We start from the raw sequence: 26,192 nt of genomic DNA, 5'->3' as shown, positions 1-26,192 counted from the left end.
ACTTACTCCGCCCAGAGGATGCGGACCGGGGCGCGGTCCTGCTTCAGGATCCTGGCGATCGGCAGGTCGGGATCTACCTCCCCGGCCAGGAGCTCACGCTTGGCCTCGCCCGTGACCAGCAACACGATCAGCGACGCCTGAATCAACGCCTGGAAGGTCAGGCTGATCCGGGGCAGGTCGGGGGCCGGCTCGCCTTTCGGCACGGCCACGACCAGGCGGTCGGTGTCGGGATCCAGGCCCGCGGCCAGGGCGGGGTTGCCCGGGAACAGCGAGGCGAAATGGCCGTCGGCGCCGACGCCCAGCAGCACCACGCCGAACGGCAGGGCCTGGGCGACGCCTTCTTCGGCCTTCGCGGCCGAGGCTTCGTGGTCGACGCCGTCGAAATAGAGCGGCGCGAAGGCGGCCTTGGCCGCGTCGCCGGTCAGCAGGTGACGGCGCACCAGGGCCTCGTTGCTGCCCGGATGGTCGAGCGGCACGAAGCGGTCGTCGCTGAGGGTGACGGTGACCTTGTCCCAGGGAACGGTCAGGGTCGCCAGGCGATCGTAGACCGGCGCGGGCGTCGTGCCGCCGGTGGCGGCGAACCCGGCCTTGCCGTGGGTGGCCACGGCCGTGGTCAGGGCGCCGGCGATGGTCGAGGCGGCCGCGTCGTACAGGGCCTCGCGCGTCGGGAAGACTTCGATCTTGGGCATGTTGCGGATACCCTTCTTACGACTTCCAGCCGCGGCCTTGCGGCGCGATCAGCGAGGCGGCGCTGGGTGGCCCCCAGGTGCCGGCGGCGTAGGTCGCCGGCTCGATGCCCGCATCGGCCCAGGCCTTGGCCACCCCGTCGACGAACCGCCATGCGGCCTCGACCTCGTCGCGACGGACGAACAGGGTGCGGTCGCCGCGGAACGCGTCCAGCAGCAGCTTCTCATAGGCGATCCGGCGACGGGCGCCCGGCGCGGCCATGTTCAGCGACAGCGGCAGCGACTGCAGGCGCATGCCCTCTTCCGACAGGCCCGGACGCTTGGTCATCACCGACAGCGAGATGTCTTCTTCCGGCTGCAGGTCGATGACCAGGCGGTTGGCCTGCATCTCGCCTTGCGTCACCTGGCCGAAGATGTTGTGCGGCACGGGCTTGAACTGCACGACGATCTGGGTGCGGCGGTCGGGCAGGTTCTTGCCGGTGCGCAGGAAGAACGGCACGCCGGCCCAGCGCCAGTTGTCGATGGCCACCTTCATGGCCACGAAGGTCTCGGTCTTGGACGGCTGGCCGACCTCTTCGAAATAGCCGGCGCGCGCGGTGCCCTCGACCACGCCCGCCACGTACTGGCCGCGGACGGTGTCGTGCGCCACGTTGTCCTTGGTGAAGGGGCGCAGGGAACGCAGCACCTTGACCTTCTCGTCACGCACGGCGTCGGGATCGAAGCCCGACGGGGCCTCCATGGCCACCAGGCAGAGCAGCTGCAGCAGGTGGTTCTGCAGCATGTCGCGCAGGGCGCCGTACTCGTCGTAATAGGGCCAGCGGTCGCCGACCTTCTCGGTCTCGGCGATAGTGATCTGGACGTGGTCGATCGACTTGTTGTCCCACAGCGGCTCGAACAGCACGTTGGCGAACCGCAGGGCGGTGAGGTTCTGGACCGTCTCCTTGCCCAGATAGTGGTCGATGCGGAAGATCTGGCTCTCGTCGACCACGGCGCCGACGGCGGCGTTGGTGGCCTTGGAGCTTTCGAGGTCGCGGCCGATGGGCTTTTCCAGCACCAGGCGCGTCGACGGGCCGGTCAGGCCGGCGGCCTGCAGGGCCTGGCAGGCGGACGGATAGAGGCTGGGCGAAACCGCGAAGAACACCGTCAGCGAGTCGTGGCCGCCGATCTTGCCGGCCAGGGCCTTGGCGCCCTCCTCCTTGGTGATGTCGACCGAGAGGTAGTCGAGGCGGGCGGCCAGGCGCTCCCAGGCGGCTTCTTCGACATTGGCGCGCTTGCCCAGGTGCTCGCGCACCAGCTTGCGGTAGCCCGCGCCGTCCAGGTCGCCGCGCGCGACGCCGAAGATGCGCAGGTCGCGCGGCAGCAGCCGGTCGACTTCCAGGAAATACAGCGACGGCAGAAGCATCCGCAGGGCCAGGTCGCCGGCGCCCCCGAGGAGCACCAGGACGTCGCGGCCCGTCTCACCGTTATCGGCTTTTTTCTTGGTCAATTTCGTCCACCCTATGACAACGTTGTCATGACATGCCCGTGCGCGCTTGGCAAGCATGGGGGTCGGTCCGGCCCGAGGCCGACCCCAAAAACCGCGCTATGGCGGCCCCTACCTAGGCCCTTTGTCGGCCGGTCGCCATAAGACCAATCGCATTTCAAGAACGCGTCACATGGCTTGTCCGCACCGCCTTTTTCGAGGCATCACCTGCCCATGAGCACGACCCTGCGCCGCGCCGTCCTCGCGGACGCCGAAACCTTGTCCGCCCTCGGGGCGCGCACCTTCGCCGAGACCTTCGCGCACCTCTATCCGCCCAAGGACCTGGAGACCTTCCTGGCCTATGCCTACGGCCTGGAGCGCACCTGCCGCGACCTGGCCGATCCGGAAAAGGCCAGCTGGATCCTCGAGCACGACGGCCAGGCGATCGGTTACGCCCTGGCCGGTCCCTGCGACCTGCCCCACCCCGACGTCGAGCCGGGTCATGGCGAGCTCAAGCGAATCTACGTGCTGAAGGACCACCAGGGCGGCGGCCGCGGCTCGCTGCTGCTGAACGCCGTGCTCGACTGGCTGGAAAAGGACGGCCCGCGCCCGCTGTGGATCGGCGTCTGGTCGGAGAACTTCGGCGCCCAGCGCCTCTACGGCCGCATGGGTTTCGAAAAGGCGGGCGAGTATTTCTTCCCGGTGGGCGAGGTCCAGGACCTGGAGTTCATCCTGCGGCGGGGGTGAGCCTCGCCCGCTCTCCCTACCCTGTCATCCCGGCCGCAGCGCAGCGGAGAGCCGGGATCCAGGAGACGGGGCGCGGTGGGGGGATCAGGCGCGGTCGGCGGGAGCCGCTGCCGTGCATCGGCCCCTGGGTCCGGGGTCTACGGCGCGTAAGCGCGCCTCCGCGGGATGACGATTTGGGGCGGCCTAGTGCCCCGGACGCGGCTCGAACGAGCGCTTCTCGTCCTTCAGCTCGACGCATTCCTTGGCGGGCTTCTGGCCGTGCTGGGCCTTGGGCTCCGACTTCGAGAACGCGAAGTCCGTCGTGGGTTTCTGGTGCTGGAACGGCTTGGTCATCATGGCGGCGCCTCCCGTCTGAACATCACTCTACGCGCCTTGGCGGCGCTTTTCATTTGATAAGGCTCAAGCCGCCTCGCACAGCGCGTCAAGCTGCTGCACGTCGACGGCCACGCTGAGCTCGGAAAGGCCCGGATCGCCGATCACCGTGCCGGAGACCGGCAGGGCCTCGGCGGGCGTGCGGGTGGCGGCAACCCGGATCAGGTCCTCGGATTCGGCCAGGCCGTTGGTCGGGTCGAACTCGGTCCAGCCCAGGTCGGGCAGGAACACCTCGCACCATGCATGGGTCGCGCCCGCGCCCCGGATCCCGCCGTGCGAGGGGCTGTAGATATAGCCTGTGGCGAACATCGCCGCGTAGCCCAGCCGCCTCAGCGCCTCGACCATCAGCCAGGCGAAGTCGCGGCAGGTGCCCGCCCTGCGCGCCACGGTCAGGGCCGGGCTCTGCGTGCCCTCGGCCGACCGCGCCTGATACTCAAACTGGTCGTGGATCGTGGCGTTCAGGCGCAGCAGGAAATCGAGCGCCGGCTCGTCGGGCCGCTCCATCTGCTCGCGCAGCCAGCGCAGCATCACCCGGTCGGCGTCCTCGGTGGCCGGACGGATGAACGGGTCCAGCACCGCCCGGTCCTCGCGTCCGTAGACGATCGGCGAAACCGTGTGCGGGTCGTCGATCGCCTGGTCGCTCAGCGGCGCGGGGAAGCGGTCGATGACCAGGCTGCTGGTGATGGTCAGGAAATCGGCCCGCCCCTCAGGCAGGAAGGTGCAGACGCAGTTGCCGCTGGCGTCATAGCTCCAGCGCGTCTGGCCGGGCAGCGAGGTGGCCAGCCTGGCCTCGACGATGCGGATGGCGTGGCTGTCGCGCGGCCGGATCAGCAGCCGGTGCGGCCCGAACGCCACCGGGCGCTCGTAAGCGTAGCGGGTCTCATGAGTGATGCCGAGCCGAGCCATGGGGCACCTTAACCCCCAGGCCCGGCGATCGTTCCTCACATGCCGGTGATTCGTGCAAACGCGCCAAACCCTCTCTCTTTGAGAGAGGGAGGGGCCCGCCGCGAAGCGGTGGGAGGGTGAGAGGTTTCACCCTTGGCCGTGAATCCCAATTCTCGCCTTAAGCCGTCATCCCGGCCGCAGCGAAGCGGAGAGCCGGGACCCAGGGGCCGCCGCACTGCGTCGATATCCGCCGGGGCGCCCAAACTGGCTGCCGAGCCCAGCCCCCCTGGGTCCCGGATAAGACCTTCGGGCTTTCCGGGATGACGAAGTGGGGGCGCTTCATCGGTGAGAGCGTACCCTCTCACCCTCCCACGCCTGCGGCGCGGGCCCCTCCCTCTCTCCATGAGAGAGGGGTTTAGCCTCAAGCCGCGAAGCCGGCCTCGGCGAAGGCCAGCATCCGCTCCAGCAGCGACACCACGTCGGCCTCGCTGGTCTGGCCTTCCGACAGCACGTTCAGGCGGTCGAACTCGGCGAAGCGGTTGTTGTGCAGCATGCCCAGGGTGAAGTGCAGCCGCCAGTAGACGTCCTCCGGCGACAGGTCCGGGCGGGCCTTCAAGAGGGCGTCGGAGAAGCGGCGCAGGTGCGAGACGTCGGTCTTGAGCACACTGCGGATCTCGTCGGTGCCCTCGCTGCGGGCGCGGATCAGGAACTGCAGCGAGATGCGGCGTTCGTGGTCGGGGGCCAGCCAGCGCAGCGGCGGGGTCAGCAGGGCAGCCAGGATCTCGCGCACCGGCGGGGCGCCCTCGTTCCTGTCGTTGGCCTCGTGCAGCATGCGGGCCCGCTCGCGATTGAGCTCGGCCGTGCGCCGCTTGAAGATCTCGAACAGCAGGGCGTCCTTGGAGCCGAAGTGATAGTTCACCGACGCCAGGTTCACGCCCGCCGCGGCGGTGATGTCGCGCACCGACACGTTCTGGAAGCCGTGCAGGGCGAACAGCCGCTCGGCCGCCGTGAACACCAGGTTCTTGGTGACGGCTTCGGTTTCCTGCGCCTCGGCGTCCTGGCCGGCGGCGATCTCGGTGGTCGAACTCAAGACTTCAATCCCCTTTACCCCTAGGGAACCCTTACAAGCGTTCGAATTTGGCGCAAGCGTCAAGATGCGCCGAGGTCTGAGGAATTTCGTTCAAGACGCAGCCCGGCCACGCTCCCAAGCCTGCGTCATCGACGACATTTGACCGACGACGCGGCGCATCCCACAGTGACGTCGTCAGCACCAAGAGGCGCGATGCCCCGGCACGGCGAGACGATCGGCCAGACCCCGGATTGGCTGCCGCACGAGCGGCCGATGATGCCCGGCTCGCCTTCGACGCCGGACTTTCCCCTGCCCTTCCGCATCGTCCACGGCCTGATCAGCCTGCTGATCGGCGTCACCGGCTCGCTGGGCACGGCGCTGATCTCGGTCAACCTGCCGGCCATCCAGGGCTCGCTGGGCCTGACCCCCACGCAAGGGGCCTGGCTGACCACGATCTACATCATGACCAACATCTCGATGAACCTCCTGCTGGTGAAGTACCGCCAGCAGTTCGGCATCCGCCGGTTCACCCTGGTGTTCCTCAGCCTCTACACGGTGGCCGCCTTCGCCCACCTGTTCCTGGACAACTATCCGATGGCCCTGGCCCTGCGGGCGATCAGCGGCGTCGGCGCCGCCGCGCTCAGCGCCCTGGCCATGTTCTACATGCTGCAAGCCTTCCCCGCCTCGTTCCGGATGGGAGCGCTGGTGCTGGGGGTCGGCGTCTCGCAGCTGGGCGCGCCGCTGGCCCGGGTGATCTCCACCGACCTGCTCGACGCCGCCTACTGGCACGGCCTCTACGCCCTGGAAGCGTGCCTGGCCGCCGCCTGCCTGGCCGCCGTGCTGCTGTTTCGCCTGCCGCACGGGGTGCGCATCCACGTCTTCGAAAAGACCGACGTCCTGACCTTCGCCCTGCTGGGCGGCGGCCTTGGCCTGATCGTCGCGGTGCTTGGCCTTGGCCGCATCGTCTGGTGGTTCGAGGCGCCGTGGCTCGGCTGGTGTCTGGCCGCCGCCGTGGTGATGATCGCCGTCGCCTCGCTGGTCGAGCACGGCCGCATCCACCCGCTGATCGACACCCGCTGGGTGGCCACCGGCGCCTTCCTGCGCTTTTGCCTGAACATCGCCCTGGTGCGGCTGATCCTGTCCGAGCAGAGCGTCGGCGCAGCCGGCCTGATGAACGCCCTGGGACTGGCCGCCGAGCAGCAGCGGCTGCTCTACGGCATGGTCCTGCTGGCCACCATAGCCGGCGTCGTGGTCAGCGCCACGACCCTCAACCAGAAGACCCTGGCCCCGCAGTTCCTAGGCTCGATCCTGCTGATCGCGCTCGGCGCCTTCCTCGACGCCCGCGCCACGGTGCTGACCGCGCCGGCCAACCTCTATCTCAGCCAGGCCCTGCTGGCCTTCGCCGCCGCCATGTTCCTGGGGCCGGCCTTCATGTTCGGCATCGGCCAACTGCTGACCCGGGGCCTGGGCTCGATCATCACCTTCTCGGTGATGTTCGGCGTCGCCCAGAACCTGGGCGGCCTGTTCGGCGCCTCGCTGCTGGGCACGCTGCAGACCGTGCGGGCCCAGCATCACGCCGTCTATCTGGCCGAGCACCTGACCGGCTCCGACCCGGCCGTCGCTGCGACCTTGCAGGCCTATGGCGGGGCCTATGCCGCCACCCAAGGCGATCCGGCCTTCCGCGCCGCCGACGGCGTGGCCTTGCTGACCCAGCAACTGGTCCAGCAGGCCAACATCCTGGCCTTCAACGACGTCTTCCGGGTGATCGGGATCATCGCCGTCGCCCAGTTCTTCTACGCCGCCCTGCTGTTCGTGCTGCTGGCCGTGCGCATGAAGCGCCAGGGCGCCGCCACTCCGACACCGCCCCAGACACCACCCAAGCCCGCCTCGGAACCCGCATGACCGACGCCGCCGCCCCGCCGCCGCCCACCGCGCCTTCGCCTCAGCCAGAGGACCGCGCCGCCGCGGCCGCCCCGCCTCCCGCCAGGCCCAAGCCGCCGGGCCTGCGGGCCATCGTGCTGACGGCGGCCGTCACGCTGGCCGTCGTGCTGCTGATCCTGTTCCTGTGGAAGCTGCCGCCCTTCGCCGGCTCGGTGCAGCGCACCGACAACGCCTATGTGCGCGGCCAGGTGACCGTCATCGCGCCCCAGCTCAGCGGCTATGTCACCAAGGTGCTGGTGCAGGATTTCCAGACCGTGCGCGCCGGCCAGCCCCTGGTCGAGATCGACCGCCGCATCTACGGCCAGCGGCTCGACCAGGCCCGCGCCACCCTGGCCGCCCGCGAGGCGGATCTGGCCAACTCGACCCAGGCCCAGGCCTCGCGCGAGGCCGCCCTGGCCGCCCGCCACGCCGACATCGGCTCGGCCCAGGCCCAGCTAGAGCGCGCCCGCGCCGACATGGCCCGCGTCGCCGACCTGGCCACGGACGGTTCGGTCTCCTTGCGCGAACGCGACCAGGCCCGCGCAGCCCTGCGCGCCGCCGAGGCCCAGGTCGTGGCCGCCCAGGCCGGCCGCGACATCGCCCGCCAGGACGTCCGCTCGGTCGGAGTCTCGCGCCAGGGGCTGGAGGCCGCCGTCGCCGCCGCCCGCGCCGCCCTGCGGCTGGCGCAGATCGACATGGACAACACCCTCGTCCTGGCCCCCACGGACGGGCAGTTGGGCCAGATCGGCGTGCGCCAGGGCCAGTTCGTCACCGCCGGGACCCAGCTTGTCTCCCTCGTGCCGCCGCAGCGCTGGATCATCGCCAACTTCAAGGAGCGCCAGGCCGGCCGAATGCGCCCTGGCCAGCCCGCCAGCGTCACGGTCGACGCCCTGGCCGACCGGCGCTTCCACGGCCGCATCGAGCAGATCTCGCCGGCCACCGGCTCGGAGTTCAGCATCCTCCCGGCCCAGAACGCCACCGGCAACTTCACCAAGATCGCCCAGCGCCTGCCCGTGCGCATCGTGCTCGACGCCGGCCAGGCCGATCTGGCCCGCCTGCGGCCCGGCATGTCGGTCGAAGCCCAGGTCGACCTGGCCCAGGCGCCGCGCGAGAAGGAGCGCCGCTGATGCGCCGCGCCTTCCCTCTGCTGGCCACGACGCTGCTGCTCGCCGCCTGCGCCACGCCCGGCCCCAAGACCGCCCCGCCCAGCGAGGCCGCCGTCAGCCCTCCCGCCGGCTGGCGCGCCGAGTCGCCGGCCGGCCAGGACGCCGTCGCCGCCGACTGGTGGAAGGCCTTCGGCGACCCTCGCCTCTCCGAACTCATCGCCGTCGCCCTCGTCCGCAACGCCGACCTCGGGATCGCCGAGGCCCGGGTGCGCGAGGCCGAGGGCCTGGCCGCTCAGTCGCGCGCCGCCTTGCTTCCGACGTTGAACGCCGCGGGCGGGGTGCAGAAGCAGCGCGAGCTTTCGGCCTTCGGCACGCCGGCCGAACCGCTGGCCGCCCAGGGCCAGCTTCAGGCCGCCTACGAGATCGACCTGTGGGGCCGGCTGCGGGCCGGCGACGCCGCCACCCGCGCCAGCCTGCAATCCAGCCGCTATGGCCGCGACGCCGCCCGTCTGTCGGTCTCCGCTGCTGTGGCCCGCGCCTATGTCTCGGTGACCTCGCTGGACGCCCAGTTGGCCACGGCCCGCGCCACCCTTGTCTCGCGCCAGGAGGCCGCCGCCCGCGCCCGCCGCCGCGCCCAGCAGGGCGTGACTTCCAATCTCGAACTGCGTCAGGCCGAGGGCGAGCTGGAGGCCGCCGCCCAGCGCGTGCCGGCCCTGGAACTGGCCGTCCGTCGCCAGGAGGCTGGCCTGGCCCTGCTGGCCGGCGAGGACGGCGCGGGGCCGATCGCCCGGGGCGGTCTCGACGCCTTGACCGTGCCACAGCCGGCCGCGCCCCTGCCCTCGGCCCTGCTGGAGCGCCGCCCCGACATCGCCCAGGCCGAAGCGACGCTCGCAGGCGCCGACGCCAGCCTGGCGGCCGCCCGCGCCGCCTTCCTGCCGCAGGTGAGATTGTCGGCCGCCGCCGGCGGGCTGAAGGTGCTGCACGTCGATCCGCTGACCACCTGGAGCCTGGGCGGCAGCGTGCTGGCCCCGATCTTCGACGGCGGCCGCCTGCGCGGCGCCTCGGACGCCGCGGCCGCGCGTCGCGACCAGGCCGCCTTCGCCTATCGCAAGGCGGCCCTGACGGCCTTCAACGAGGTCGAGAGCGCGCTCGAGGGCCAGGGCCGCCTGGCCGAGCAGGAGGACCACGCCCGCCTGCAACGCGACGCCGCCGCGCGCACGCTGGGCCACGCCCACAAGCGTTACCAGGCCGGCTACGTCGCCTATCTGGAGGAGTTGGACGCCCAGCGCGGCCTCCTGGCCACCGAGCTTGCCCTGTCGCAGGTGCGCGAGGCCCGCCTGCTCAACGCCGTGGCGCTCTACCAGGCCCTCGGCGGCGGCTGGACCGAGCCTTAGAAGCACGGCGCACCATTTCAGGCAGCGCCAGCAAGGCCGGCCGCACGGCCGCGAATGATGGATATGTGGAAGGAGAGCGTCGGCCTGCGATAACGCCGCCGCCTCTCGAGCGCCGCTAGTCCTGGCCCAGGAACAGCACCGACTCGGGCGCGATACGGTCGCCGCCGGGCTCGACCCCCAGCACATCGGCGGCGATCACGCGCACGATGGCGTTCAGCACGTCGAGCTTCTCGCCGCCTTGCGCCGCGGCGTAGGCCGGCAGCAGGTCGGCGAATCCCAGCAGCCCGGCCACGTCCAGCGCGGCGGCGGCCAATTGCTCTTCCGTCGGAACGATTCCCATAGCGCCGTCCGCCATTGCTTCCTCCCCGATCTCGCTCCGCGACGCACGCGGGCCCGCTCAAGCGGCGGTGTCGTGAACGTCACCGTACGCACGTTGCACGCGACTTGGCTATGGTCCGTGCAAGTGCGCGACGATCCGTCCCACGAAACCTCGTCCGCGCCCGGAAAATCCCACGGACCGCCAGGCCTCGCCATGCGGCGGTCCGCCGCCGCGACGCAATGGCGCGGCCTCGAGACGTGACGGCTTGAACGACGAAAAAGAAAAAGCCCGGCGTCGCCGCCGGGCCTGTTCATCGTCTCGTGGTACCACCTCTCGGGCTCGAACCGAGGACCTCTAGATCCACAATCTAGCGCTCTAACCAACTGAGCTAAGGCGGCTCCGCGAGAGGCGTGTTCTTAGTCGGACCCGCCCCCGGGATCAAGCGGCGAAAAGGCGTCACGCGGGGAAATTTTCACGCCTCGAACAGGCCTTGATGCCGCCGCGCCTTCGCCCGCCGTTGCGGGCAAAGAAAAACGCCCCGGAACCGGAGTTCCGAGGCGTCTTCTTGGGATCGTCCCAGGTCGGTCGCTATTGCGGGACCTGGAAGGTGATCGGCACCGTGATCTCGCCGCCGTCCACCGGAGCCCCGTCGAGGGTCTTCGGCTTCATGCGGAAGAGGCGCGACAGCTTCAGGGCCGCGTCGCCGAAACCGTAGTCGGCCGGAGATTCCGACACGACCGAGCAGTTCTCGAGCGAACCCTTGGCGTTCACCGTGCAACGGATCGTCGCACGACCACCGACTTCCATCCGCTGCGCACGGTCCGGATAGTACCGGGCCATGTCGTCCGCGTTCGGCTTGCGCGCCCAGTCGGGACGCGTCACGACCGAAGCGCGGGCCGGCGGAGCCGTCACCGGCGCCGGCGGAGCCGACGAGATGATCGGCGGCGCCGTCTGCTCGACCCGCTCCTTGACGGGCGGGATCGGGAGCGGCGGCGGCGGCGTCACGTCCGGCGGCGGCGCGATCGGCGGCCTCGGCTGCACCACCGCGGGAGGCGGGGGCGGAGCGTTGGTCGGCGGCGGCGGCGGCGGCGGAGGAGGCGGCGGCGGAGGCGGCGGAGGCGGAGGCAGCTCCACGTCCACAGCTTCGTCGCTATACTCCTTCAGCACTGCTTCGAACTTCTGCTTCGCCAGGTAGGCGAAGAGAGCCGCGTGCAGGCCGATCACGATGATCGTCGCGACGCCGAAGGTGCCGATGCCCTTCTTCCGGCGCGGGCCTTCCGAAGTCAGCGGATCGTAGTGGCGATGCTCGGGCGTTTGTTGTTCAGCCATGCATCACCCCTCAGCTGTTCTCATCACGGCCCACGAGAGCCACGCTGTAGAACCCGTTGTCCTGGAGGGTGTTCATCACCTCCATGAACGAGCCGTAGCGCGTCTTTTCGTCAGCACGGATGAAGATGCGCTCCTTCGAAGGGTCGCGTCTGCCGATGTTCTTCGTCAGGTCCTCACCCATCGTGTCAATCGAAGTGCGATCGTCGCCGATGTACAGCTGACCGTTTGACTTGATGGAGATGTAGACCGGTTTCGGCGGGTTAGGCGATGCTTTCGCTACCGCCGGCGGCAGGTTCACTTCGATCGACACGGAGGCCAGCGGAGCCGCCACCATGAAGATGATCAGGAGGACCAGCATGACGTCCACGAAGGGCGTGACGTTGATCTCGCTGTTCTGTTCGACGTTGAACCTGTCGCCGCCGCCGCCCGAAAGTTTGGCGGCCATCGGTCTTACGCCCCCTTGTCGAGCTGACGCGAGATAGCGTTCATCAGTTCAGCAACGAAGCCTTCCGAGCGGGTGCCGAAAGCCGAGATGCGGGTTTGGAAGTAGTTGTAGAAGATAACGGCCGGGATAGCGGCGAACAGACCGATACCGGTGGCGAGCAGGGCTTCAGCGATACCCGGGGCCACGACGGCGAGGTTGGTCGTGTTGGTGTTCGCGATGCTGATGAACGAGGTCATGATGCCGTAGACGGTGCCGAACAGACCGATGAACGGACCACCCGAACCGACCGAGGCGAGGAACACCATGCCGCCCGACAGACGCTTGGCGAGCGAGGCTTGCACGGCGTTGATGGCGTAGGTGGCGCGGGCCAGGGTCGAGTCGCGGTGCTCGCCGCCGACTTGCAGGCCAGCTTGACGCGACAGTTCGACTTCTTGGGCGGCCGCGGCGGCCATGTCGGCCAGCGGGTTGCCTTCGAATTCTTCCGACGAGCCGATGCGGGCGATGTCCGAGATCGAACGGGCGCCGCGGAAGGCTTCCAGGAACTGGTCGGTCTGCTTGTTCAGGCTGGCGAACTCGAGGAGCTTCGTGATGAGCAGAACCCACGAGAAGATCGAGGCCAGGATCAGGCCGATCATGACGACCTTAACGACGATGCCGGCGGCCAGGAACATGCCGACCGGGGTCAGCGAGTGCGACTTCATCTTTTCGGTGGCGGCTTCACCGGCGTCCTCGGCGGGAGCGGCGTCAGCGGCCGGGGCCGGGGTTTCAGCAGCCGGGGTGGCGGCCGGAGCGGCGGCTTCGGTGGTGGCCGGCGCGGGAGCGGCGGCGTCCTGAGCGAAGGCCGGGGCGCTCGCCATCAGCGCCATGGCGCCGACGAGAGCGATGAGGGGGGTCTTCCGTTTAATGTCGAGCATCTGTCGCCAGTTCCTGATTGGTCTAGCACGTTTGGACCGAGGGTCGTCGCGCGAGAGCGTCTCCACCCTAACTTGAAAAGCCCGCTTTCCCATCCGATCTCTCGGAAGGTGGGCGAACCCGCTTCGCTGCGCTCGACCCGTTACGCCCGCCGCGGAAGGCTCATGCCCGCCGTGAAGGATCGTTTCGAAGCGCGAGTGACCGGAGCTCCTCTCGAAGCCCAGGCCTTACCGCAATGTTAGAATTGCGGCATGGGTCCTTTGGCAACCCCTTTTCGCACCGTCAAGGGGGCCGCTTGGGCATAAATTTACGACAGTCACCCCCGATGAACGCCCTTTGCTGCATTGCACAAATGGCAAATCAGGATTTCGGAGCGGTTTTTCCCTATCAAAGGGAATATTGGCGCCGCACCGCAGCATAGCGACAAAACAGCGATCTTCCGGCAAGTGCGCGCGGGGTGGTCAGATGTCCTCCAAACGAGGCGCCTCAGAATCTCTGCGACCGCACGCAAATGTCCTCGCAGGACAAGAATCCGTCGCCCTGCCGACCTAGCCGAAAGCTTGGCCGGAAGGCGCTGAGCCCGCCCTGCCCGGTCGCAGGAAGGCGAGACGAAACGACAGCTCGCCTAGGCGTCGACTTGGAACAGCTTGAAAGGAAGGTGGTGCCTGGGGCCGGAATCGAACCAGCGACACGCGGATTTTCAATCCGCTGCTCTACCAACTGAGCTACCCAGGCCCTTGGGCCTTCGAAGCGGTGAAGGCCGCTTCTGGCCTCGCCCGGCGGCGAGGAGGGGGTCTATAGGAGAGCCCGCCGGGCTTGTCCAGCGCCCTTTTCGACTAATTGTCGAAGTCTGTGGATGGAGGGTTTTCCTCGTCGTCCTGGCCGCCCGGCACGACGTAGCGATCCGACAGCCAGCGCTGCAGGTCGACGTCCGCGCAGCGCTTGGAGCAGAACGGACGCGCCTCGGCTTGGGCGGGCTTTCCGCAGATGGGACAGGCGCTGCTCATGCCGCGGACACCTCGATACGGTCGTTGCTCCAGCCGGGCTCGGCCGAAACGGTGAAACGGCGACCCAGGCGCTCGGCAAGACCCGCGTCGAGCTCGGCGAAGGCCTCCAGCACGGCCGGGGCGCAGCGGGCGGCCAGTCGGCCGCCGGGATCGGCGCGCCCTTCCCGCTCCAGGGCGCGGGCCAGGCGACGGGCGGCGTAGGGCGCGGTCCAGCCGCCGCGAGCGTCCACCAGGCGTTCCATGACCGGCCGGGCGCGGCGCGGCAGGGCCATCTCCAGCGCCCCGAACTTGCTGATCGCCCCGATGGCCACGCCCGGATTGTCGGGCGCGAAGGCGTTGCGGGCCGCCACGGTCAGGGCCTGGCCGTCGTGGCCGCGCCCCACCAGGTCGAACACCACCAGGCCTCCCAGGCCCTTCAAGCGCAGCACCCGGGCCGAAACCGCGATCGCGGCCATGTTGGCCTGGCGGGCGGCGCGCTTGGCGTCGCCTTCCCGGCCGCCCAGGTCGACGTCGACCGAGGTCAGGGCGCGGGTCGTCTCGATGGCGACGTCGCCGCCGCCCGGCAGGGAAAAGACGGTTTCGAGAATATCGGCCTCGGCGGCCTCGACCGCCTCCAGGGCGCGCTCGCCCGTGGTCGGCGAGCCGGCCTTCACATAGTGCCGCAGCTGCTCTTCGAGCGTCGGGGCGGCGGCCAGCACGCGCGGCTCGGCTCCCTCCCCCACGGGGCCTTCCCCGACGAAGCGGGCCACGGCGGCCTTGTCGGCGCGCGAGGCGGTGCGGATCTCGATCTCGACCAGGCCGCCCTGCACCAGCTTGGGCATGTCGGGCTTGATCGGCAAAAGCACGTCGGCGCCGCCCGGCAGGGCCACGAAGGCCGCCCCGAAGGCGCGCTCGACGGATTTCACCCGGGCCACGCCGCGCACGCCCTCGGCGTCCAGGACGTCGTCGCCCGGCCACTGCACGATCAGGCGCTCGGGGCGGCCGTCCAGTGTGACGACGCCGACGGTCTCGCCGACGCCCTTGTAGAGGTAAGCGCGACGCTCGCTCATGCGGCGGCCTCGCGGCGGGTCCAGCCCTTGCCTTCCAGCATGCACAGCGTCTCGTACAGCGGCAGGCCGACCACGCTGGGATAGGAGCCTTGCAGGTCGACGATGAAGCCGCCGGCCGCGCCCTGCACGCCGTAGCCGCCGGCCTTGCCGCGCCACTGCCCGCTGGCGACGTAGGATTCGAATTCGGCGTCGGACAGGCGCTTGAACACCACCCGGGTCTCGACGACGCGCGAGCTGATCGTTCCGTCCGGCCCGACCAGCGCGACGCCGGTCAGCACCTTGTGGGCGCGGCCGGTCAGCAGCTTCAGGCAATGGCGAACGTCGGCTTCCGTCTCGGCCTTGGGCAGGATGCGGCGACCGACGGCCACCACGGTGTCGGCGGCCAGCACGAAATCGCCCGGCGAGCGGGCGGCGACGGCGCGCGCCTTCTCCTGCGCCAGGCGCAGGGCATGGCGGCGAGGAGCCTCGTCGCGCAGCGGCGACTCGTCGATGTCGGCGGGATCGACCCGGTCGGGCGTTACGCCGACCTGGGCCAACAGGTCCAAGCGCCGGGGGCTCGCACTGGCCAGGACCAGCGAAGGCTGGGCGACCGTCATGTGCGCGCCCGGCTTACTTGAAGCGGTAGGTGATACGGCCCTTGGTCAGGTCGTAGGGCGTCATTTCAACGAGCACCTTGTCGCCGGCCAGCACGCGGATGCGGTTCTTGCGCATCTTGCCGGCGGTGTGGGCGATGATCTCGTGATCGTTCTCGAGCTTCACGCGGAAGGTGGCGTTGGGCAGCAGTTCGCTGACCGTACCGGGAAACTCGAGCAGTTCTTCCTTAGCCATCAGGCCTCTCAACAGGGGTTCAATAGCAACGCGGCCCGCGCGACCCGGAAACGAGTCGTGACGCGAGCCGCGGCTGCGAGGCGGGGCTTATAGCGCATTCACCCCCCGAACGTCGATGGTGTCCCGAAACGCGCGCGAATCGCGGCCGAAAGCGTGTCGCGAACCTCGCGATAGGCGGCCAGCATGGCGTCGCGCGAGCCGTCGTTCACCAGGGTCGGATCATGGGTCGGCCAGTACTCGATCTCGACGGCCCGGTCGCGCGACAGCTCCACGGCGCGGTGCTGGGCCTCGGGCGTCAGCGACACGACGACGTCGAAACTGTCGTCCTCCAGCTCGTCGAAGGTCTTGGGCTGGTGGGCGGCCACGTCGACGCCCATCTCGTCCATCACCGCCACCACGAAGGGGTCGATCCCCTCCCCGGCCGGATCCGGCTTCAGGCCGCACGAGTCGACATAGGCCCGGGTGCCGTAGAACCGCTTGAACAGCGCCTCCGCCATCGGCGAGCGCACGCGGTTGTAGTTGCAGGTGAACAGCACCGCATCGGGCAGATCGACCACGATCAGCCCCGCCAGTGCAGCGCGCAGATCAGGGTGAAAAGGCGCCGGGCCGTGTCGAGATCGGTCTTCACCTTGCCGTCCAGCCGCTCGCGCAGCAGGGCCGAGCCTTCGTTGTGCAGGCCGCGCCGGCCCATGTCCAAGGCCTCGATCTGCTGGGGCGTCGAGTTGCGGATCGCCTGGTAGTAGCTGTCGCAGATCATGAAGTAGTCGCGGATCACCCCGCGGAACGGCGACAGCGACAGCAGGTGCCGCTTCTCGTAGCCGCCGCCGGCGATGTCGAGCGCCAGGCGATTCTCGATCAGCGACAGCTTCAGGTCATAGGGCCCGCCCTGCGCCTCCGCCGGCTCGAAATAGTTCTCGTCCAGCAGGTCGAAGATCGCGACCTGGCGCTCCTGCTCCTGGTCGCGCGAGGCCGCCGCCAGCGAATCCTCGTCGATGGCGATCGTCTTCAGGAAGTGCTTGGGCGTGTCTGACATCGTACGGCGAGATTTGCCCGTCAGCTCTTCGAAGGCAACCTGATCGACGCCGACAGGGCGTGGGCCGGCAGCCCCTCGGCCTGCGCCAGCGCCGCGGTGTGCGGACCCAGGATCCCGAACGAGGCCGCGTCGCACTTCACGATCGAGGTGCGCTTGATGAAGTCGTAGATCGACAGGCCCGACTGGAAGCGCGCCGCGCGGCTGGTGGGCAGCACGTGGTTGGAGCCGGCCACGTAGTCGCCGATGGCTTCCGGCGTCAGGCGGCCCAGGAAGATCGCGCCGGCGTGGCGCACCCGGTCCGACAGGCGTTCGGGGTTCTCCATGGCGAACTCGACGTGCTCGGGGGCGATGGCGTCGACCAGGGCCGGGCTCTCGTCCAGCGGGGCGATGATCACCGCGCCGTGGTCGCGCCACGAGGCGGCGGCGTCCTCGCCCGTCGACAGGGTCTTCAGGCGCTCGGCCACGGCGGCCTCGACGGCGGCGGCGAAGGCCTCGTCGTCGGTGATCAGGATCGACTGGGCGGCCGGGTCGTGCTCGGCCTGGCTCAGGAGATCGGCGGCGATCCAGTCGGGATTGTTCTGCGCGTCGGCCACGACGACGATCTCGGACGGACCGGCCAGGGCGTCGATGCCGACCACGCCGTACAGGCGGCGCTTGGCGGCGGTGACATAGGCGTTGCCGGGACCGACGATCTTGTCGACGGGCTGGATGGGACCCGCGCCATAGGCCAGGGCGGCCACGGCCTGGGCCCCGCCGATGCGCCAGATCTCGGTGACGCCCGCCTCTTTCGCGGCGGCCAGCACGGCGGGTTGAAGCTTGCCGGGCGGGGTGACCATGGCGATGCGGTCGACGCCGGCCACCTGGGCGGGCACGGCGTTCATCAGCACGGTCGAGGGATAGGCCGCGCGGCCGCCGGGCACATAGACGCCCACGGCCTCCAGCGGCGTCCAGCGCCAACCCAGCTCGACGCCGGCCTCGTCGGTCCAGGCCTGGTCGGCCGGACGCTGGCGGCTGTGATAGGCGCGGATGCGGGCGGCGGCGAAGGCGATGGCTTCGCGCACTTCGGCCGAGCATTCGGCCGCGCCCGCCTCGATCTCCTCGGCGGTGACGCGCACGGTTTCCGGCGTCAGCTCCACCTTGTCGAACCGGCGGGTGTAGTCGAGCACGGCGTCCAGACCGCCGTGTCGCACGGCCTCCAGCACATCCGCGGCCGCGGCGTCGACGTCGGCGGGCGAACCGCGACGCTCGTCGAGGAAGGCCTTGAAGGCCTGGGCGAAGTCGGGGCTGGAAAAGTCGAACCGGCGCATGGGGCCTAGATGCGCGTTTTTACGGCGGGAGCAAGGGGATAAATCCCCCGCCCGCCCGCAGCCCTGCTCCCACCATGCACGCGCCCTTGGTTCTCGACGCCGGCGAGGCTAAACCCAAGCTTGAGTTTGCGTACGGGGGAGCGTCGCGTGATCATCGGCATCGATCTGGGAACCACCAACAGCGCCGTGGGCGTCTGGCGGGACGGCAAGGCCGAGCTCGTGCCCAACAGCCTGGGCGCGGTGCTCACCCCTTCGGCGGTGGGGCTCGACGACGACGGCTCCCTGCTGGTGGGCCTGGCCGCGCGCGAGCGGCGTTCGACCCACCCGCACCTGACCGCCACGACCTTCAAGCGCTACATGGGCACGACCCGCGCCACGCGGCTGGGCGACAAGTCCTACAGCCCCGAGGAGCTGTCGGCCCTGGTGCTGGCGCGACTGAAGGCCGACGCCGAAGCCTATCTGGGCGAGCCGGTGCGCGAGGCCGTCATCACCGTGCCGGCCTATTTCAACGACAAGCAGCGCAAGGCCACCCGCCGGGCGGGCGAACTGGCCGGGCTGAAGGTCGAGCGCCTGCTCAACGAACCCACCGCCGCCGCCCTCGCCTACGGCATCCACGAACTGGCCGACGAGACCCGCTTCCTGGTCTTCGACCTGGGCGGCGGCACCTTCGACGTGTCGGTGCTCGAGATCTTCGAAGGCGTCATCGAGGTGCGCTCTTCCACCGGCGACAACCGGCTGGGCGGCGAGGACTTCAACAAGGTGCTGGTCGACCGCATGCGGACCGCCCACCGCGAGGCCTTCGCCGCCGACCTGCTCGGCGAGGCGCTCTCCACCCGCCTGGACGCCGCCGCCGAGAAGGCCCGTCGCGCCCTGACCACCGCCGACCGCGCCGAGATGGCGGTCACCTGGAAGGACCAGGCCTACACGCTGGAGGTCACCGCCGAGGACTTCGAGGCCGCCGCCGCGCCGCTGCTGGCCAAGCTGAAGGAGCCGGTCACCCGCGCCCTTCGCGACGGCGGCCTGCGACCGGACGACCTGAAGGAGATCATCCTGGTCGGCGGGGCCACGCGCATGCCCGTCGTGCGTCGCGCGGTCACCCGCATGTTCGGCCGCTTCCCCTCCACCGCCGTCCATCCCGACGAGGCCGTGGTCATCGGCGCCGCGATCCAGGCGGGCCTGAAGAGCCGCGACGCCGCTCTCAAGGACGTCGTGATGACCGACGTCTGCCCCTACTCCCTGGGCGTCGACGTCGCCGAACAGGGGCCTGGCGGGGTGCTGCGCACCGGCATCTTCTCGCCAGTCATCGAGCGCAACACGGTGGTTCCGGCCAGCCGCTCGAAGATCTTCAGCACCATGCAGAACGGCCAGCGCAAGGTGCTGTTCGGCATCTACCAGGGCGAGGCGCGGATGGTTTCCGAGAACGTCCGCCTGGGCGAGGTCGAGATCCCCGTGCCGCCCGCCAAGGCCGGCGAGATCTCGCTGGAATGCCGCTTCAGCTACGACGTCAACGGCCTGATCGAGATCGACGTCCTGGTGCCCCAGACCAACGAGCGCCGGCAGCTGGTGATCGTCGACGAGGACGACCGCAACGCCCCCGACCTGGAGGCCCGCCGCGCCGCCCTGGCCGCGCTGAAGGTCAATCCGCGCGACACCGACGCCAACCGCGCCGCCATGGCCCGCGCCCAGCGCTGCTACGAGATGTTCCTGGGCGACGTGCGCGAGCATGTCGGCATGCTGCTGTCGCAGTTCGAGGGCGTGCTCGACGGCCAGGACCCGCGCCAGATCGACGCCGCGCGCCAGCAGCTGCTGGCCGCCCTGGACGAACTCGAGGGCGAGAGCTTCCTGTGAGCCACGACATCTGGGACGTGCTCGGCATAGAGCCCACCCGCGACCGCGACGCCATCCGCCGCGCCTATGCCCGCAAACTGCGCGTCACCAATCCCGAGGACGACGCCGAGGGCTTCATGCGCCTGCGCGAAGCCCACGACGAGGCGGTCGCGCGGATCGACTGGGACTGGATGTGGGAGGAAGATGACGACGGCGACGGCGACGGCGAGCCCGACGTGCAGGCCGGCGATCCGCTTGCCGCCGCAGCCTCCGCCGCACCGATCGCCCTGGCGACGCTGGAGCGCCCTGCTCCCCCCTCGCCCGCGCCGCTCACGCCTGAAGCCCAGGAGCTGGCCGCGCGGATCGAGCGCCTCGAGTTGCTGCTGCGCGGTCAGGAGGTCGCTCCCGCCGCCGAGCTCGAGGCGGCCTTCCACGCGGTGCTGAACGCCGAGGCCCTGGAACAGATCACGGTCGCCGACGAGGTCGAGACCCGGCTGGCCCACCTGCTGCTGGAAACCGCGCCCCGGTCGGACGCCCTGCTCGCGCCGGCGGTGGACGCCTTCCGCTGGCGGCGCGACGACCTGCATTTCGAACCCTCGGCCGCCGCCGAGGCGATCATCCAGCGCCGCGACTTCGTCGAGCGCCGCGACCGCCTGCTGCGCAACGACGATCAGGCCCGCGCGGTCGTGGCCGTGCTGCAGGGGCCGCCGACGGCCAAGATCCCGCTGTGGCGCCGTCTCAATCCGCGCTTCGAGATCGTCATGAAGACCCTGCTCGAGCGCCTCGGCGCCGGCGATGGGGTGCTGATGGCCGGCTTCGACGCCGAAACGGTCGCCCTCTGGCGCCGGCGCTATGAGCGTCCCCGGCTGAGCTCGGGCATGATCTGGTTCACGCTGGGCGCGCCGCTGCTGGCCCCGCTGATCGCCGCCGTCAACAACCTGTCGCCCCTGGCCCTGCTGGCGGTCTATGTCGCCACGGCGGGCGTCATCCTGGCCGGCCAGCTGTCCTATCTCTACGGCTACCTGCGCCTGAAGACCGCCTGGGAGATCCACCGGTCCTGGCGCGCCGGCGCGCTGGAACGGATCGGCTGGGCGCCGCTCAGCCTCGTGCTGCTGCCGGTGTCGGCGCTCCTGCCCGACACCCTGTGGAGTCCGCTCGCAGTGACGGGCCTGGGCGCCCTGCTGCTGGCCTGGACCTTCGTCACCACCGATGCGGCCTCGGGCCTGGCCCTTCCCCTGCACCAGCGCCTGCTGGGACAGGTGGCGCCGTTCGCCTGGGCGCTCAGCCTGCCGCTGTTCGACGTCGACGTGATCAGCCCGTCGATGATCCTCGCCCTGAGCGTGGCGGCCGCCGTCGACTTCCGCGGCGGCGCGCAGGGGATGCAGGCCTGGCATCTGGAGATGGGCAAGCCCCTGCGCCTCTTCGGCGCGCTGGCCTTCCTGGCCGCGGTGATCGCGGCCGGCCTGACGGCCTGGCGAATGACCGGCGAGACCCCGCCGTCCTGGGCTCCGCTGTGCGTCGCCGTGATCCTGGCCCTGGCGATCGGCCACCGACTGCCCACCGCCGTCCTGGGCGAGCAACTCGCCCAGGTCCGTTACTACGGCATGTTCGTGCTGTTCTGGCTCAGCCGGGCCCTCGACGCCGTCGTCGGCTCCTGGCTGGTGACCAGCAGCCTGTGGATGCTGATCGGCATGGCCACGGGCGTCGTCCTGTCGCTGATCATCGAAGCGCGCGACAGGACGCCGGCTCGCTAGGCCCTAGCCCTCGGCCATCCAGCTGGGCTTGCGCTTGGCCAGGAACGCCCGCACGCCCTCCTGCCCCTCGTCGGAGACCCGACGACGGGCGATGCGGCGGGCGCTGTCGTCGATCAGGCCGCGATCGATCTTCTCGAAGGCGAAGTCGTTGACCAGCGCCTTGGCGTCGCCGATCGCGCCGGGGGCGCAGGCCACGACCTCCTCGATCAGGGCGTCCTGGGCGGCGACCAGCCCCTCGACGTCGTCGAACACCTCGTCGACCAGGCCATAGCTCCAGGCCGCGTCGGCGTCGAACACCCGGCCGGTGGCGAACAGCAGCTTCGACGTGCGCGGCCCCAGGGCGGCGATCACGTACGGGCTGATGGTGGCCGGGGTCAGGCCCAGCTTCACCTCCGAGAAGGCGAACTTGGCGTCCGCCGTCGCCAGCGCATGGTCGCAGGCGGCCACCAGGCCAGCGCCGCCGCCGAAGGCCGAGCCCTCGACCAGGGCCACGGTCAGGGCCGGGATGTCGTGCAGGGCCTTGAGCATCCGCGCCAGCACCAGCGCGTCGTCGCGGTTGTCGTCCTCGTCCCATTCGGCGGCGGCGGCCATCCATTCCAGGTCCGCGCCGGCGCAGAACGTGCCGCCCACGCCGCGCAGGAACACGATCCGCACGCCCTCGGCCCCGTGCAGGGTCTCGAAGGCCTGGGCCAGGGCGGCGATGGTCTCGCCGTCGAAGGCGTTCTTCTTCTCGGGCCGGTTGATCCACACCGTCACCGCCCCTTCGGGCGTGGACTCCATGTGGACCAGCGGGCTCATGGCGTCGGTGTCCGGCACCTCGACGATCGGGTCGGCGATGGGGTTGGTCATGAGCACGCTCCTTGTTGAAGTCCGCCGTCACACACTGGGGCGAAAACCTCGTCCTTCGACAAGCTCAGGATGAGGTTTTTCTACGATCCGCGCCTTGGACCTCACCCTGAGCTCGTCGAAGGGCGGGGTCCACGCACGGCCCTCGTCAACGATACGCCCAAAGCAGAGGTTCCGCTTGAACCGTCACATCCTGAAGACGCCGAAGGTGGTCTCCGGAATCGGCGCGTTCAGGCTGGCCGATATGGCCAGGCCCAGCACGTCGCGGGTTTGAGCCGGATCAATGATCCCGTCGTCCCACAGCCGCGAGGTGGCGTGGTAGGGATTGCCCTCGTCCTCGTAGCGCTGGCGGATCGGGGCCTTGAAGGCCTCGGCCTCTTCGTCGGTCCAGGTCGCGGCGTCGCGGTGGACCGTGGCCAGCACGCTGGCGGCCTGCTCGCCGCCCATCACCGAGATCCGCGAATTGGGCCAGGTGAACAGGAAGCGCGGGCTGTAGGCCCGGCCGCACATGCCGTAGTTGCCGGCCCCGAAGCTGCCGCCGATCAGCACCGTGAACTTCGGAACCTCGGCCGAGGCTACCGCCGTCACCAGCTTGGCGCCGTCCTTGGCGATGCCGCCGGCCTCATACTTGCCGCCGACCATGAAGCCCGAGATGTTCTGCAGGAACACCAGCGGGATCTTGCGCTTGCAGGCCAGCTCGATGAAGTGCGCGCCCTTCAGGGCGCTTTCCGAGAACAGCACGCCGTTGTTGGCTAGGATCGCCACCGGCTGGCCCCAGATGCGGGCGAAGCCGCAGACCAGGGTCGCGCCGTACAGCGCCTTGAACTCATCGAACTTCGAACCGTCGACGATGCGGGCGATCACCTCGCGCACGTCGTAGGGCGCGCGCACGTCGGTCGGCACGACGCCGTAGATCTCTTCGGGATCGTAGAGCGGCGGCTCGGCGTCGGCGATCACCGCCTCATGGCGCTTCTCGGCGTTCAGGTTGGCGACGATCGAGCGGACGATCTCCAGCGCGTGCTCATCGTCGTCGGCCACGTGGTCGACCACGCCCGAGCGGCGGCCGTGGGTGTCGGCCCCGCCCAGTTCCTCGGCCGAGATGACCTCGCCGGTCGCGGCCTTCACCAGCGGCGGGCCGGCCAGAAAGATGGTGCCCTGCTCGCGCACGATGACGGTCTCGTCGCTCATCGCCGGCACGTATGCGCCGCCGGCCGTGCACGAGCCCATGACGCAGGCGATCTGGGCGATGCCCCTCGCGCTCATCCGCGCCTGGTTGAAGAAGATGCGGCCGAAGTGGTCGCGGTCGGGGAACACCTCGGCCTGGTGGGGCAGGTTCGCGCCGCCGCTGTCGACCAGGTAGACGCAGGGCAGGCGGTTCTGCTCGGCGATCTCCTGGGCGCGCAGGTGCTTCTTCACCGTCATCGGGAAATAGGCGCCGCCCTTCACCGTGGCGTCGTTGGCGACGATCATCACCTCGCGGCCCGACACCCGGCCGATGCCGGCGATGATCCCCGCGCCAGGCGCCTCGCCCTTGTAGAGGTCGAAGGCGGCCAGCTGGCCGATCTCCAGGAACGGCGAGCCCGGGTCGAGCAGGCGCTCCACCCGCTCGCGCGGCAGCAGCTTGCCCCGGGCGGCGTGCTTGCTGCGGGCGCTCTCCGAGCCGCCCAGGGCCGCGGTCGCGACCCTTTCGCGCAGTTCCTCCACCAGGGCCGTGTTGTGGGCAGCGTTTTTCGCGAACGAAGCGCTGTTCTTGTCAATAAGCGTGTTCAGCTTCGGCATAAGCGAGGCATAGCCTTTTCCGTTTCACACCGAAAGCGGCGATATTCGACCTTTGCCGACATCGCTGACATCGCCCCCGGTGCGTGGTTCTCGTCCTTCGACGAGCTCAGGATGAGGACCATTTACAAGCGCGGGCATCTTACAAGCCCAGGCAACAGAAAAACCTCATCCTGAGCTTGTCGAAGGACGAGGTTTTCGCCCGCGCGCCGCCCGCCCGCCGCCCGCCCGCCGATTGTCACGCTCGCAGGATCAGATGTTTCATCCGGCGCGAACTAGCTCTAGCGTCCGTCCCGTGGTCACCCTACCCGACTTCATGGCCGACTCGGCCCTGGCCCGGCTGTTCGCGCGCGAAGGGCGCGAGGGCGACGCCGCCTGGTTCTCCCTGCCCGGCGGCTCCCTACTCTATGCGCCGGGCGAGGCCTCCGACCACCTCTACTTCCTGCGCACCGGCCGCCTTGGAGCCTTCAGGCGGGAAGAAGGCCAGGAGCCGCAGTTCCTGGGCGTGATCCGTCCGGGCGAACCGGCCGGCGAGATGGCGATGATCGCCGGCGCCCCGCACTCGGCCCACATGGTGGCCCTGCGCGACTCGGAGGTCCTAGCCCTGCCCCGCACGGCCTTCTTCGAGGCCGTCGAGCGCGACCCCCACGTGATGATCGAACTGTCGCGGCTGATGATTCGCCGCGCCCGCCAGGCCGGGGCCCACGCCTCGATCGGCGATCCGTCGGTCTACGGCTTCATCGCCGCCAGCGACGGGCCGCCCATCCGCCCGATCGTCGAGCGCATCGCCCGCTGCATCGGCTCGCTGGGCTACGCCGTCACCGTCGAGGGCGGTGAAAGCCTCTTGGCTCCGACCGAGTGGTTCAGTCGCGTCGAGCGCACCCACGACTTCGTGCTGTATGTCGCCGAGATGGGCGAAACCGCCTGGAAGCACGTGGTCGGACGCCAGGTCGACCGGCTGTTCCGCGTCGGTCGCGGCGACCATCGCCCGCCGGTCGAGCTGCCGACCTACGCCTCGCGCCCCCTGCAGGCCCAGCGGCTGATCGACCTGATCCTGATCCAGCCGCCCGGCGCCAAGCGGCCGCAGGGCTCGCAGGCCTGGGTGGAGGCCACCGACGCCGCGCGCCTGTTCCACCTGCGCGAAAACGGCCTGGCCGACGTCGAGCGGCTGGCCCGGGTGCTCACCGGCCAATCGGTGGGCCTGGTCCTCTCCGGCGGCGGCGCGCGGGCCTACGCCCACGTCGGCGCCGTCCAGGCCCTGCGCGAGCGCGGCGTGCCCATCGACTTCGTCGGCGGCGCCTCGATGGGGGCCATCGTCGCGGCGGGCCTGGCCATGGGCTGGGACGACGGCGAGATGGAGACCCGGATCCGCAAGGCCTTCGTGGATTCCAGCCCCCTGGACGACATCGCCTTCCCCCTGATCGCCATGACCCGCGGCGAGAAGGTCAAGGACCGCTTGCACGAACACTTCGGCGACATCGACATCGCCGACCTGTGGCTGCCGTTCTTCTGCGTGTCGTCGAACCTGACCTCGGGGGCCTACCACCTGCACCGTACCGGACCGCTGCACCAGGCGCTGCGGGCCTCGATCTCGCTGCCGGGCGTGCTGCCGCCGGTGACCGACGGCGAGGCCGTGCTGGTCGACGGGGCGGTGATGAAGAACTTCCCCGCCGACGTCATGCGCGCCTTCCAGCTGGGGCCGATCATCGGCGTCGACGTCACCCGCGGCCGCAGCATCACCGCCGACGACATCGTCACCCCGCCCTCGTTCTGGCGCTGGCTGTTTTCAGGCGAGTGGCGCAAGGGCCCGCCGATCGTCGCCCTCCTGATGCGCGCGGCCACCGTCTCCACCGGCCGCGATCTCGCCGCCAGCCGCGAGGCCAGCGACGTGCTGATCACCCCCAAGCTCGAAGGCGTCGACATCCGCGACTGGAGAGCCTTCGAACCCGCCGTGGCGGCGGGCTTCGAGGCGGCGGCCCTGGCCCTGGACAGCCTCGCGGTTCCGGTAACGCAGCTTCGGCGCAGGAAGAGTTTGGCGGAGATGGGGTAGTTTTTTTGATCCCTCTCTCTTGGAGAGTTTGGTCCCTCTCTCTTGGAGAGAGGGAGGGGCCCGCCGCGA

General features: G+C 69.8%; 26 protein-coding genes, 2 tRNA genes and 1 pseudogene. 9 read left to right on the top strand and 20 right to left on the bottom strand.

The annotated features are described in order from the left end of the window. Positions 1-2: 2 nt before the first annotated feature. Both pgl and zwf read right to left on the bottom strand, forming a co-directional pair. On the bottom strand, positions 3-689 hold the full coding sequence (gene pgl, locus SGCZBJ_RS18860; protein WP_101719494.1) for a 6-phosphogluconolactonase: 687 nt from the start codon (positions 687-689) through the stop codon (positions 3-5). 16 nt (positions 690-705) lie between these two features. After that, on the bottom strand, positions 706-2,172 hold the full coding sequence (gene zwf, locus SGCZBJ_RS18855) for a glucose-6-phosphate dehydrogenase (protein ID WP_240621569.1): 1,467 nt from the start codon (positions 2,170-2,172) through the stop codon (positions 706-708). A 210-nt stretch (positions 2,173-2,382) separates the two neighbouring features. Here zwf and SGCZBJ_RS18850 point away from each other — a divergent pair, with 210 nt between their 5' ends. After that, positions 2,383-2,895 carry a GNAT family N-acetyltransferase gene (locus SGCZBJ_RS18850; protein ID WP_101719492.1) on the top strand — a complete coding sequence of 171 codons (513 nt, stop codon included), beginning with the start codon at positions 2,383-2,385 and terminating at the stop codon, positions 2,893-2,895. Positions 2,896-2,917: 22 nt separating this feature from the next. Continuing rightward, positions 2,918-3,064: pseudogene (locus SGCZBJ_RS26580) on the top strand (hypothetical protein); the annotation flags it as partial. 14 nt (positions 3,065-3,078) lie between these two features. Here the strand turns inward: SGCZBJ_RS26580 and SGCZBJ_RS25740 are convergent. Next, a complete protein-coding gene (locus SGCZBJ_RS25740) occupies positions 3,079-3,231 on the bottom strand; it encodes a hypothetical protein (RefSeq protein ID WP_165799376.1) in 153 nt (50 codons plus the stop codon). A 63-nt stretch (positions 3,232-3,294) separates the two neighbouring features. Continuing rightward, complete coding sequence (locus tag SGCZBJ_RS18845) at positions 3,295-4,173, bottom strand: transglutaminase family protein (protein WP_101719491.1); 879 nt, start codon at positions 4,171-4,173, stop codon at positions 3,295-3,297. 142 nt (positions 4,174-4,315) lie between these two features. On the opposite strand from SGCZBJ_RS18845, the gene SGCZBJ_RS18840 reads away from it, so the two are divergent. Further along, on the top strand, positions 4,316-4,453 hold the full coding sequence (locus SGCZBJ_RS18840; RefSeq protein WP_101719592.1) for a hypothetical protein: 138 nt from the start codon (positions 4,316-4,318) through the stop codon (positions 4,451-4,453). Between the two features lie 120 nt (positions 4,454-4,573). Here SGCZBJ_RS18840 and SGCZBJ_RS18835 read toward each other — a convergent pair whose 3' ends face one another. Continuing rightward, positions 4,574-5,242, bottom strand: coding sequence for a TetR/AcrR family transcriptional regulator (locus SGCZBJ_RS18835; protein WP_101719490.1), 669 nt, complete (start codon positions 5,240-5,242; stop codon positions 4,574-4,576). Positions 5,243-5,434: 192 nt separating this feature from the next. On the opposite strand from SGCZBJ_RS18835, the gene SGCZBJ_RS18830 reads away from it, so the two are divergent. The 3 genes from SGCZBJ_RS18830 to SGCZBJ_RS18820 are packed head-to-tail and all read left to right on the top strand — an operon-like array spanning position 5,435 to position 9,641. Beyond that, on the top strand, positions 5,435-7,123 hold the full coding sequence (locus SGCZBJ_RS18830) for an MFS transporter (protein ID WP_101719489.1): 1,689 nt from the start codon (positions 5,435-5,437) through the stop codon (positions 7,121-7,123). Beyond that, entirely contained in the window at positions 7,120-8,268 is a 1,149-nt protein-coding gene (locus SGCZBJ_RS18825) for an HlyD family secretion protein (RefSeq protein WP_101719488.1), read from the top strand. Before SGCZBJ_RS18830 ends, SGCZBJ_RS18825 begins: the two co-directional genes overlap by 4 nt. After that, on the top strand, positions 8,268-9,641 hold the full coding sequence (locus SGCZBJ_RS18820; RefSeq protein WP_101719487.1) for an efflux transporter outer membrane subunit: 1,374 nt from the start codon (positions 8,268-8,270) through the stop codon (positions 9,639-9,641). The genes SGCZBJ_RS18825 and SGCZBJ_RS18820 overlap by 1 nt, the downstream gene beginning before the upstream one ends. Before the next feature lie 115 nt (positions 9,642-9,756). On the opposite strand, the gene SGCZBJ_RS18815 is transcribed toward SGCZBJ_RS18820, so the two are convergent. The 13 genes from SGCZBJ_RS18815 to hisD all read right to left on the bottom strand — a co-directional run bounded on the left by SGCZBJ_RS18815 (position 9,757) and on the right by hisD (position 17,870). Continuing rightward, positions 9,757-9,996 (bottom strand): hypothetical protein, encoded by a 240-nt coding sequence (locus SGCZBJ_RS18815; protein WP_133149294.1) that lies wholly within the window; start codon positions 9,994-9,996, stop codon positions 9,757-9,759. A gap of 285 nt (positions 9,997-10,281) precedes the next feature. Further along, a tRNA-His gene (locus SGCZBJ_RS18810) sits at positions 10,282-10,358 on the bottom strand. Between the two features lie 190 nt (positions 10,359-10,548). After that, a complete protein-coding gene (locus tag SGCZBJ_RS18805) occupies positions 10,549-11,289 on the bottom strand; it encodes an energy transducer TonB (RefSeq protein WP_101719485.1) in 741 nt (246 codons plus the stop codon). 10 nt (positions 11,290-11,299) lie between these two features. Continuing rightward, complete coding sequence (locus SGCZBJ_RS18800; RefSeq protein ID WP_058347885.1) at positions 11,300-11,734, bottom strand: biopolymer transporter ExbD; 435 nt, start codon at positions 11,732-11,734, stop codon at positions 11,300-11,302. Positions 11,735-11,739: 5 nt separating this feature from the next. After that, complete coding sequence (locus SGCZBJ_RS18795) at positions 11,740-12,648, bottom strand: MotA/TolQ/ExbB proton channel family protein (RefSeq protein WP_058347886.1); 909 nt, start codon at positions 12,646-12,648, stop codon at positions 11,740-11,742. A gap of 657 nt (positions 12,649-13,305) precedes the next feature. Next, a tRNA-Phe gene (locus SGCZBJ_RS18790) sits at positions 13,306-13,381 on the bottom strand. 101 nt (positions 13,382-13,482) lie between these two features. Then, a complete protein-coding gene (yacG, locus tag SGCZBJ_RS18785) occupies positions 13,483-13,653 on the bottom strand; it encodes a DNA gyrase inhibitor YacG (RefSeq protein ID WP_101719484.1) in 171 nt (56 codons plus the stop codon). Continuing rightward, a complete protein-coding gene (locus SGCZBJ_RS18780; protein WP_101719483.1) occupies positions 13,650-14,702 on the bottom strand; it encodes a ribonuclease E/G in 1,053 nt (350 codons plus the stop codon). The genes yacG and SGCZBJ_RS18780 overlap by 4 nt, the downstream gene beginning before the upstream one ends. Further along, the gene (locus SGCZBJ_RS18775; protein ID WP_101719482.1) at positions 14,699-15,298 is read right to left on the bottom strand and encodes a Maf family nucleotide pyrophosphatase; all 600 of its coding nucleotides are present in this window, start codon (positions 15,296-15,298) and stop codon (positions 14,699-14,701) included. Before SGCZBJ_RS18775 ends, SGCZBJ_RS18780 begins: the two co-directional genes overlap by 4 nt. A gap of 13 nt (positions 15,299-15,311) precedes the next feature. Beyond that, complete coding sequence (gene infA, locus SGCZBJ_RS18770; RefSeq protein WP_004617696.1) at positions 15,312-15,530, bottom strand: translation initiation factor IF-1; 219 nt, start codon at positions 15,528-15,530, stop codon at positions 15,312-15,314. A 98-nt stretch (positions 15,531-15,628) separates the two neighbouring features. After that, positions 15,629-16,090 carry an arsenate-mycothiol transferase ArsC gene (locus SGCZBJ_RS18765; protein WP_101719481.1) on the bottom strand — a complete coding sequence of 154 codons (462 nt, stop codon included), beginning with the start codon at positions 16,088-16,090 and terminating at the stop codon, positions 15,629-15,631. Then, the gene (locus SGCZBJ_RS18760; protein ID WP_101719480.1) at positions 16,090-16,563 is read right to left on the bottom strand and encodes a UPF0262 family protein; all 474 of its coding nucleotides are present in this window, start codon (positions 16,561-16,563) and stop codon (positions 16,090-16,092) included. The genes SGCZBJ_RS18765 and SGCZBJ_RS18760 overlap by 1 nt, the downstream gene beginning before the upstream one ends. Positions 16,564-16,583: 20 nt before the next feature. After that, on the bottom strand, positions 16,584-17,870 hold the full coding sequence (gene hisD / locus SGCZBJ_RS18755; protein WP_101719479.1) for a histidinol dehydrogenase: 1,287 nt from the start codon (positions 17,868-17,870) through the stop codon (positions 16,584-16,586). Between the two features lie 147 nt (positions 17,871-18,017). Between hisD and SGCZBJ_RS18750 the strand changes: the two genes are divergently transcribed. Continuing rightward, on the top strand, positions 18,018-19,718 hold the full coding sequence (locus tag SGCZBJ_RS18750) for an Hsp70 family protein (protein ID WP_101719478.1): 1,701 nt from the start codon (positions 18,018-18,020) through the stop codon (positions 19,716-19,718). After that, positions 19,715-21,451 carry a hypothetical protein gene (locus SGCZBJ_RS18745; RefSeq protein WP_101719477.1) on the top strand — a complete coding sequence of 579 codons (1,737 nt, stop codon included), beginning with the start codon at positions 19,715-19,717 and terminating at the stop codon, positions 21,449-21,451. The genes SGCZBJ_RS18750 and SGCZBJ_RS18745 overlap by 4 nt, the downstream gene beginning before the upstream one ends. A gap of 3 nt (positions 21,452-21,454) precedes the next feature. Here SGCZBJ_RS18745 and SGCZBJ_RS18740 read toward each other — a convergent pair whose 3' ends face one another. Continuing rightward, the gene (locus SGCZBJ_RS18740; protein ID WP_101719476.1) at positions 21,455-22,300 is read right to left on the bottom strand and encodes an enoyl-CoA hydratase-related protein; all 846 of its coding nucleotides are present in this window, start codon (positions 22,298-22,300) and stop codon (positions 21,455-21,457) included. Between the two features lie 183 nt (positions 22,301-22,483). Further along, positions 22,484-24,076, bottom strand: a complete 1,593-nt coding sequence (locus SGCZBJ_RS18735; protein WP_101719475.1) for a carboxyl transferase domain-containing protein — start codon at positions 24,074-24,076, stop codon at positions 22,484-22,486. Between the two features lie 253 nt (positions 24,077-24,329). Between SGCZBJ_RS18735 and SGCZBJ_RS18730 the strand changes: the two genes are divergently transcribed. Beyond that, entirely contained in the window at positions 24,330-26,123 is a 1,794-nt protein-coding gene (locus tag SGCZBJ_RS18730) for a patatin-like phospholipase family protein (RefSeq protein WP_101719474.1), read from the top strand. Positions 26,124-26,192 lie beyond the last annotated feature (69 nt).

Source organism: Caulobacter zeae (assembly GCF_002858925.1).
In the GTDB taxonomy this organism is placed as follows: domain Bacteria; phylum Pseudomonadota; class Alphaproteobacteria; order Caulobacterales; family Caulobacteraceae; genus Caulobacter; species Caulobacter zeae.
Note: the sequence above shows the minus strand (reverse complement) of the source record. Positions and strands in the feature narration are given on the sequence as shown.

Excerpts from the sequence above, each read along its gene's own strand:
- SGCZBJ_RS18825 (WP_101719488.1), top strand. The coding sequence starts at position 7,120 with ATGACCGACGCCGCCGCCCCGCCGCCGCCCACCGCGCCTTCGCCTCAG.
- pgl (WP_101719494.1), bottom strand. The coding sequence starts at position 689 with ATGCCCAAGATCGAAGTCTTCCCGACGCGCGAGGCCCTGTACGACGCG.
- infA (WP_004617696.1), bottom strand. The coding sequence starts at position 15,530 with ATGGCTAAGGAAGAACTGCTCGAGTTTCCCGGTACGGTCAGCGAACTG.
- SGCZBJ_RS18850 (WP_101719492.1), top strand. The coding sequence starts at position 2,383 with ATGAGCACGACCCTGCGCCGCGCCGTCCTCGCGGACGCCGAAACCTTG.
- SGCZBJ_RS18735 (WP_101719475.1), bottom strand. The coding sequence starts at position 24,076 with ATGCCGAAGCTGAACACGCTTATTGACAAGAACAGCGCTTCGTTCGCG.
- SGCZBJ_RS18845 (WP_101719491.1), bottom strand. The coding sequence starts at position 4,173 with ATGGCTCGGCTCGGCATCACTCATGAGACCCGCTACGCTTACGAGCGC.
- SGCZBJ_RS18830 (WP_101719489.1), top strand. The coding sequence starts at position 5,435 with ATGCCCCGGCACGGCGAGACGATCGGCCAGACCCCGGATTGGCTGCCG.
- hisD (WP_101719479.1), bottom strand. The coding sequence starts at position 17,870 with ATGCGCCGGTTCGACTTTTCCAGCCCCGACTTCGCCCAGGCCTTCAAG.
- SGCZBJ_RS18800 (WP_058347885.1), bottom strand. The coding sequence starts at position 11,734 with ATGGCCGCCAAACTTTCGGGCGGCGGCGGCGACAGGTTCAACGTCGAA.
- SGCZBJ_RS18805 (WP_101719485.1), bottom strand. The coding sequence starts at position 11,289 with ATGGCTGAACAACAAACGCCCGAGCATCGCCACTACGATCCGCTGACT.
- SGCZBJ_RS25740 (WP_165799376.1), bottom strand. The coding sequence starts at position 3,231 with ATGATGACCAAGCCGTTCCAGCACCAGAAACCCACGACGGACTTCGCG.
- SGCZBJ_RS18760 (WP_101719480.1), bottom strand. The coding sequence starts at position 16,563 with ATGTCAGACACGCCCAAGCACTTCCTGAAGACGATCGCCATCGACGAG.
- yacG (WP_101719484.1), bottom strand. The coding sequence starts at position 13,653 with ATGAGCAGCGCCTGTCCCATCTGCGGAAAGCCCGCCCAAGCCGAGGCG.
- SGCZBJ_RS18780 (WP_101719483.1), bottom strand. The coding sequence starts at position 14,702 with ATGAGCGAGCGTCGCGCTTACCTCTACAAGGGCGTCGGCGAGACCGTC.
- SGCZBJ_RS18815 (WP_133149294.1), bottom strand. The coding sequence starts at position 9,996 with ATGGCGGACGGCGCTATGGGAATCGTTCCGACGGAAGAGCAATTGGCC.
- SGCZBJ_RS18730 (WP_101719474.1), top strand. The coding sequence starts at position 24,330 with ATGTTTCATCCGGCGCGAACTAGCTCTAGCGTCCGTCCCGTGGTCACC.
- SGCZBJ_RS18775 (WP_101719482.1), bottom strand. The coding sequence starts at position 15,298 with ATGACGGTCGCCCAGCCTTCGCTGGTCCTGGCCAGTGCGAGCCCCCGG.
- SGCZBJ_RS18795 (WP_058347886.1), bottom strand. The coding sequence starts at position 12,648 with ATGCTCGACATTAAACGGAAGACCCCCCTCATCGCTCTCGTCGGCGCC.
- SGCZBJ_RS18740 (WP_101719476.1), bottom strand. The coding sequence starts at position 22,300 with ATGACCAACCCCATCGCCGACCCGATCGTCGAGGTGCCGGACACCGAC.
- SGCZBJ_RS18820 (WP_101719487.1), top strand. The coding sequence starts at position 8,268 with ATGCGCCGCGCCTTCCCTCTGCTGGCCACGACGCTGCTGCTCGCCGCC.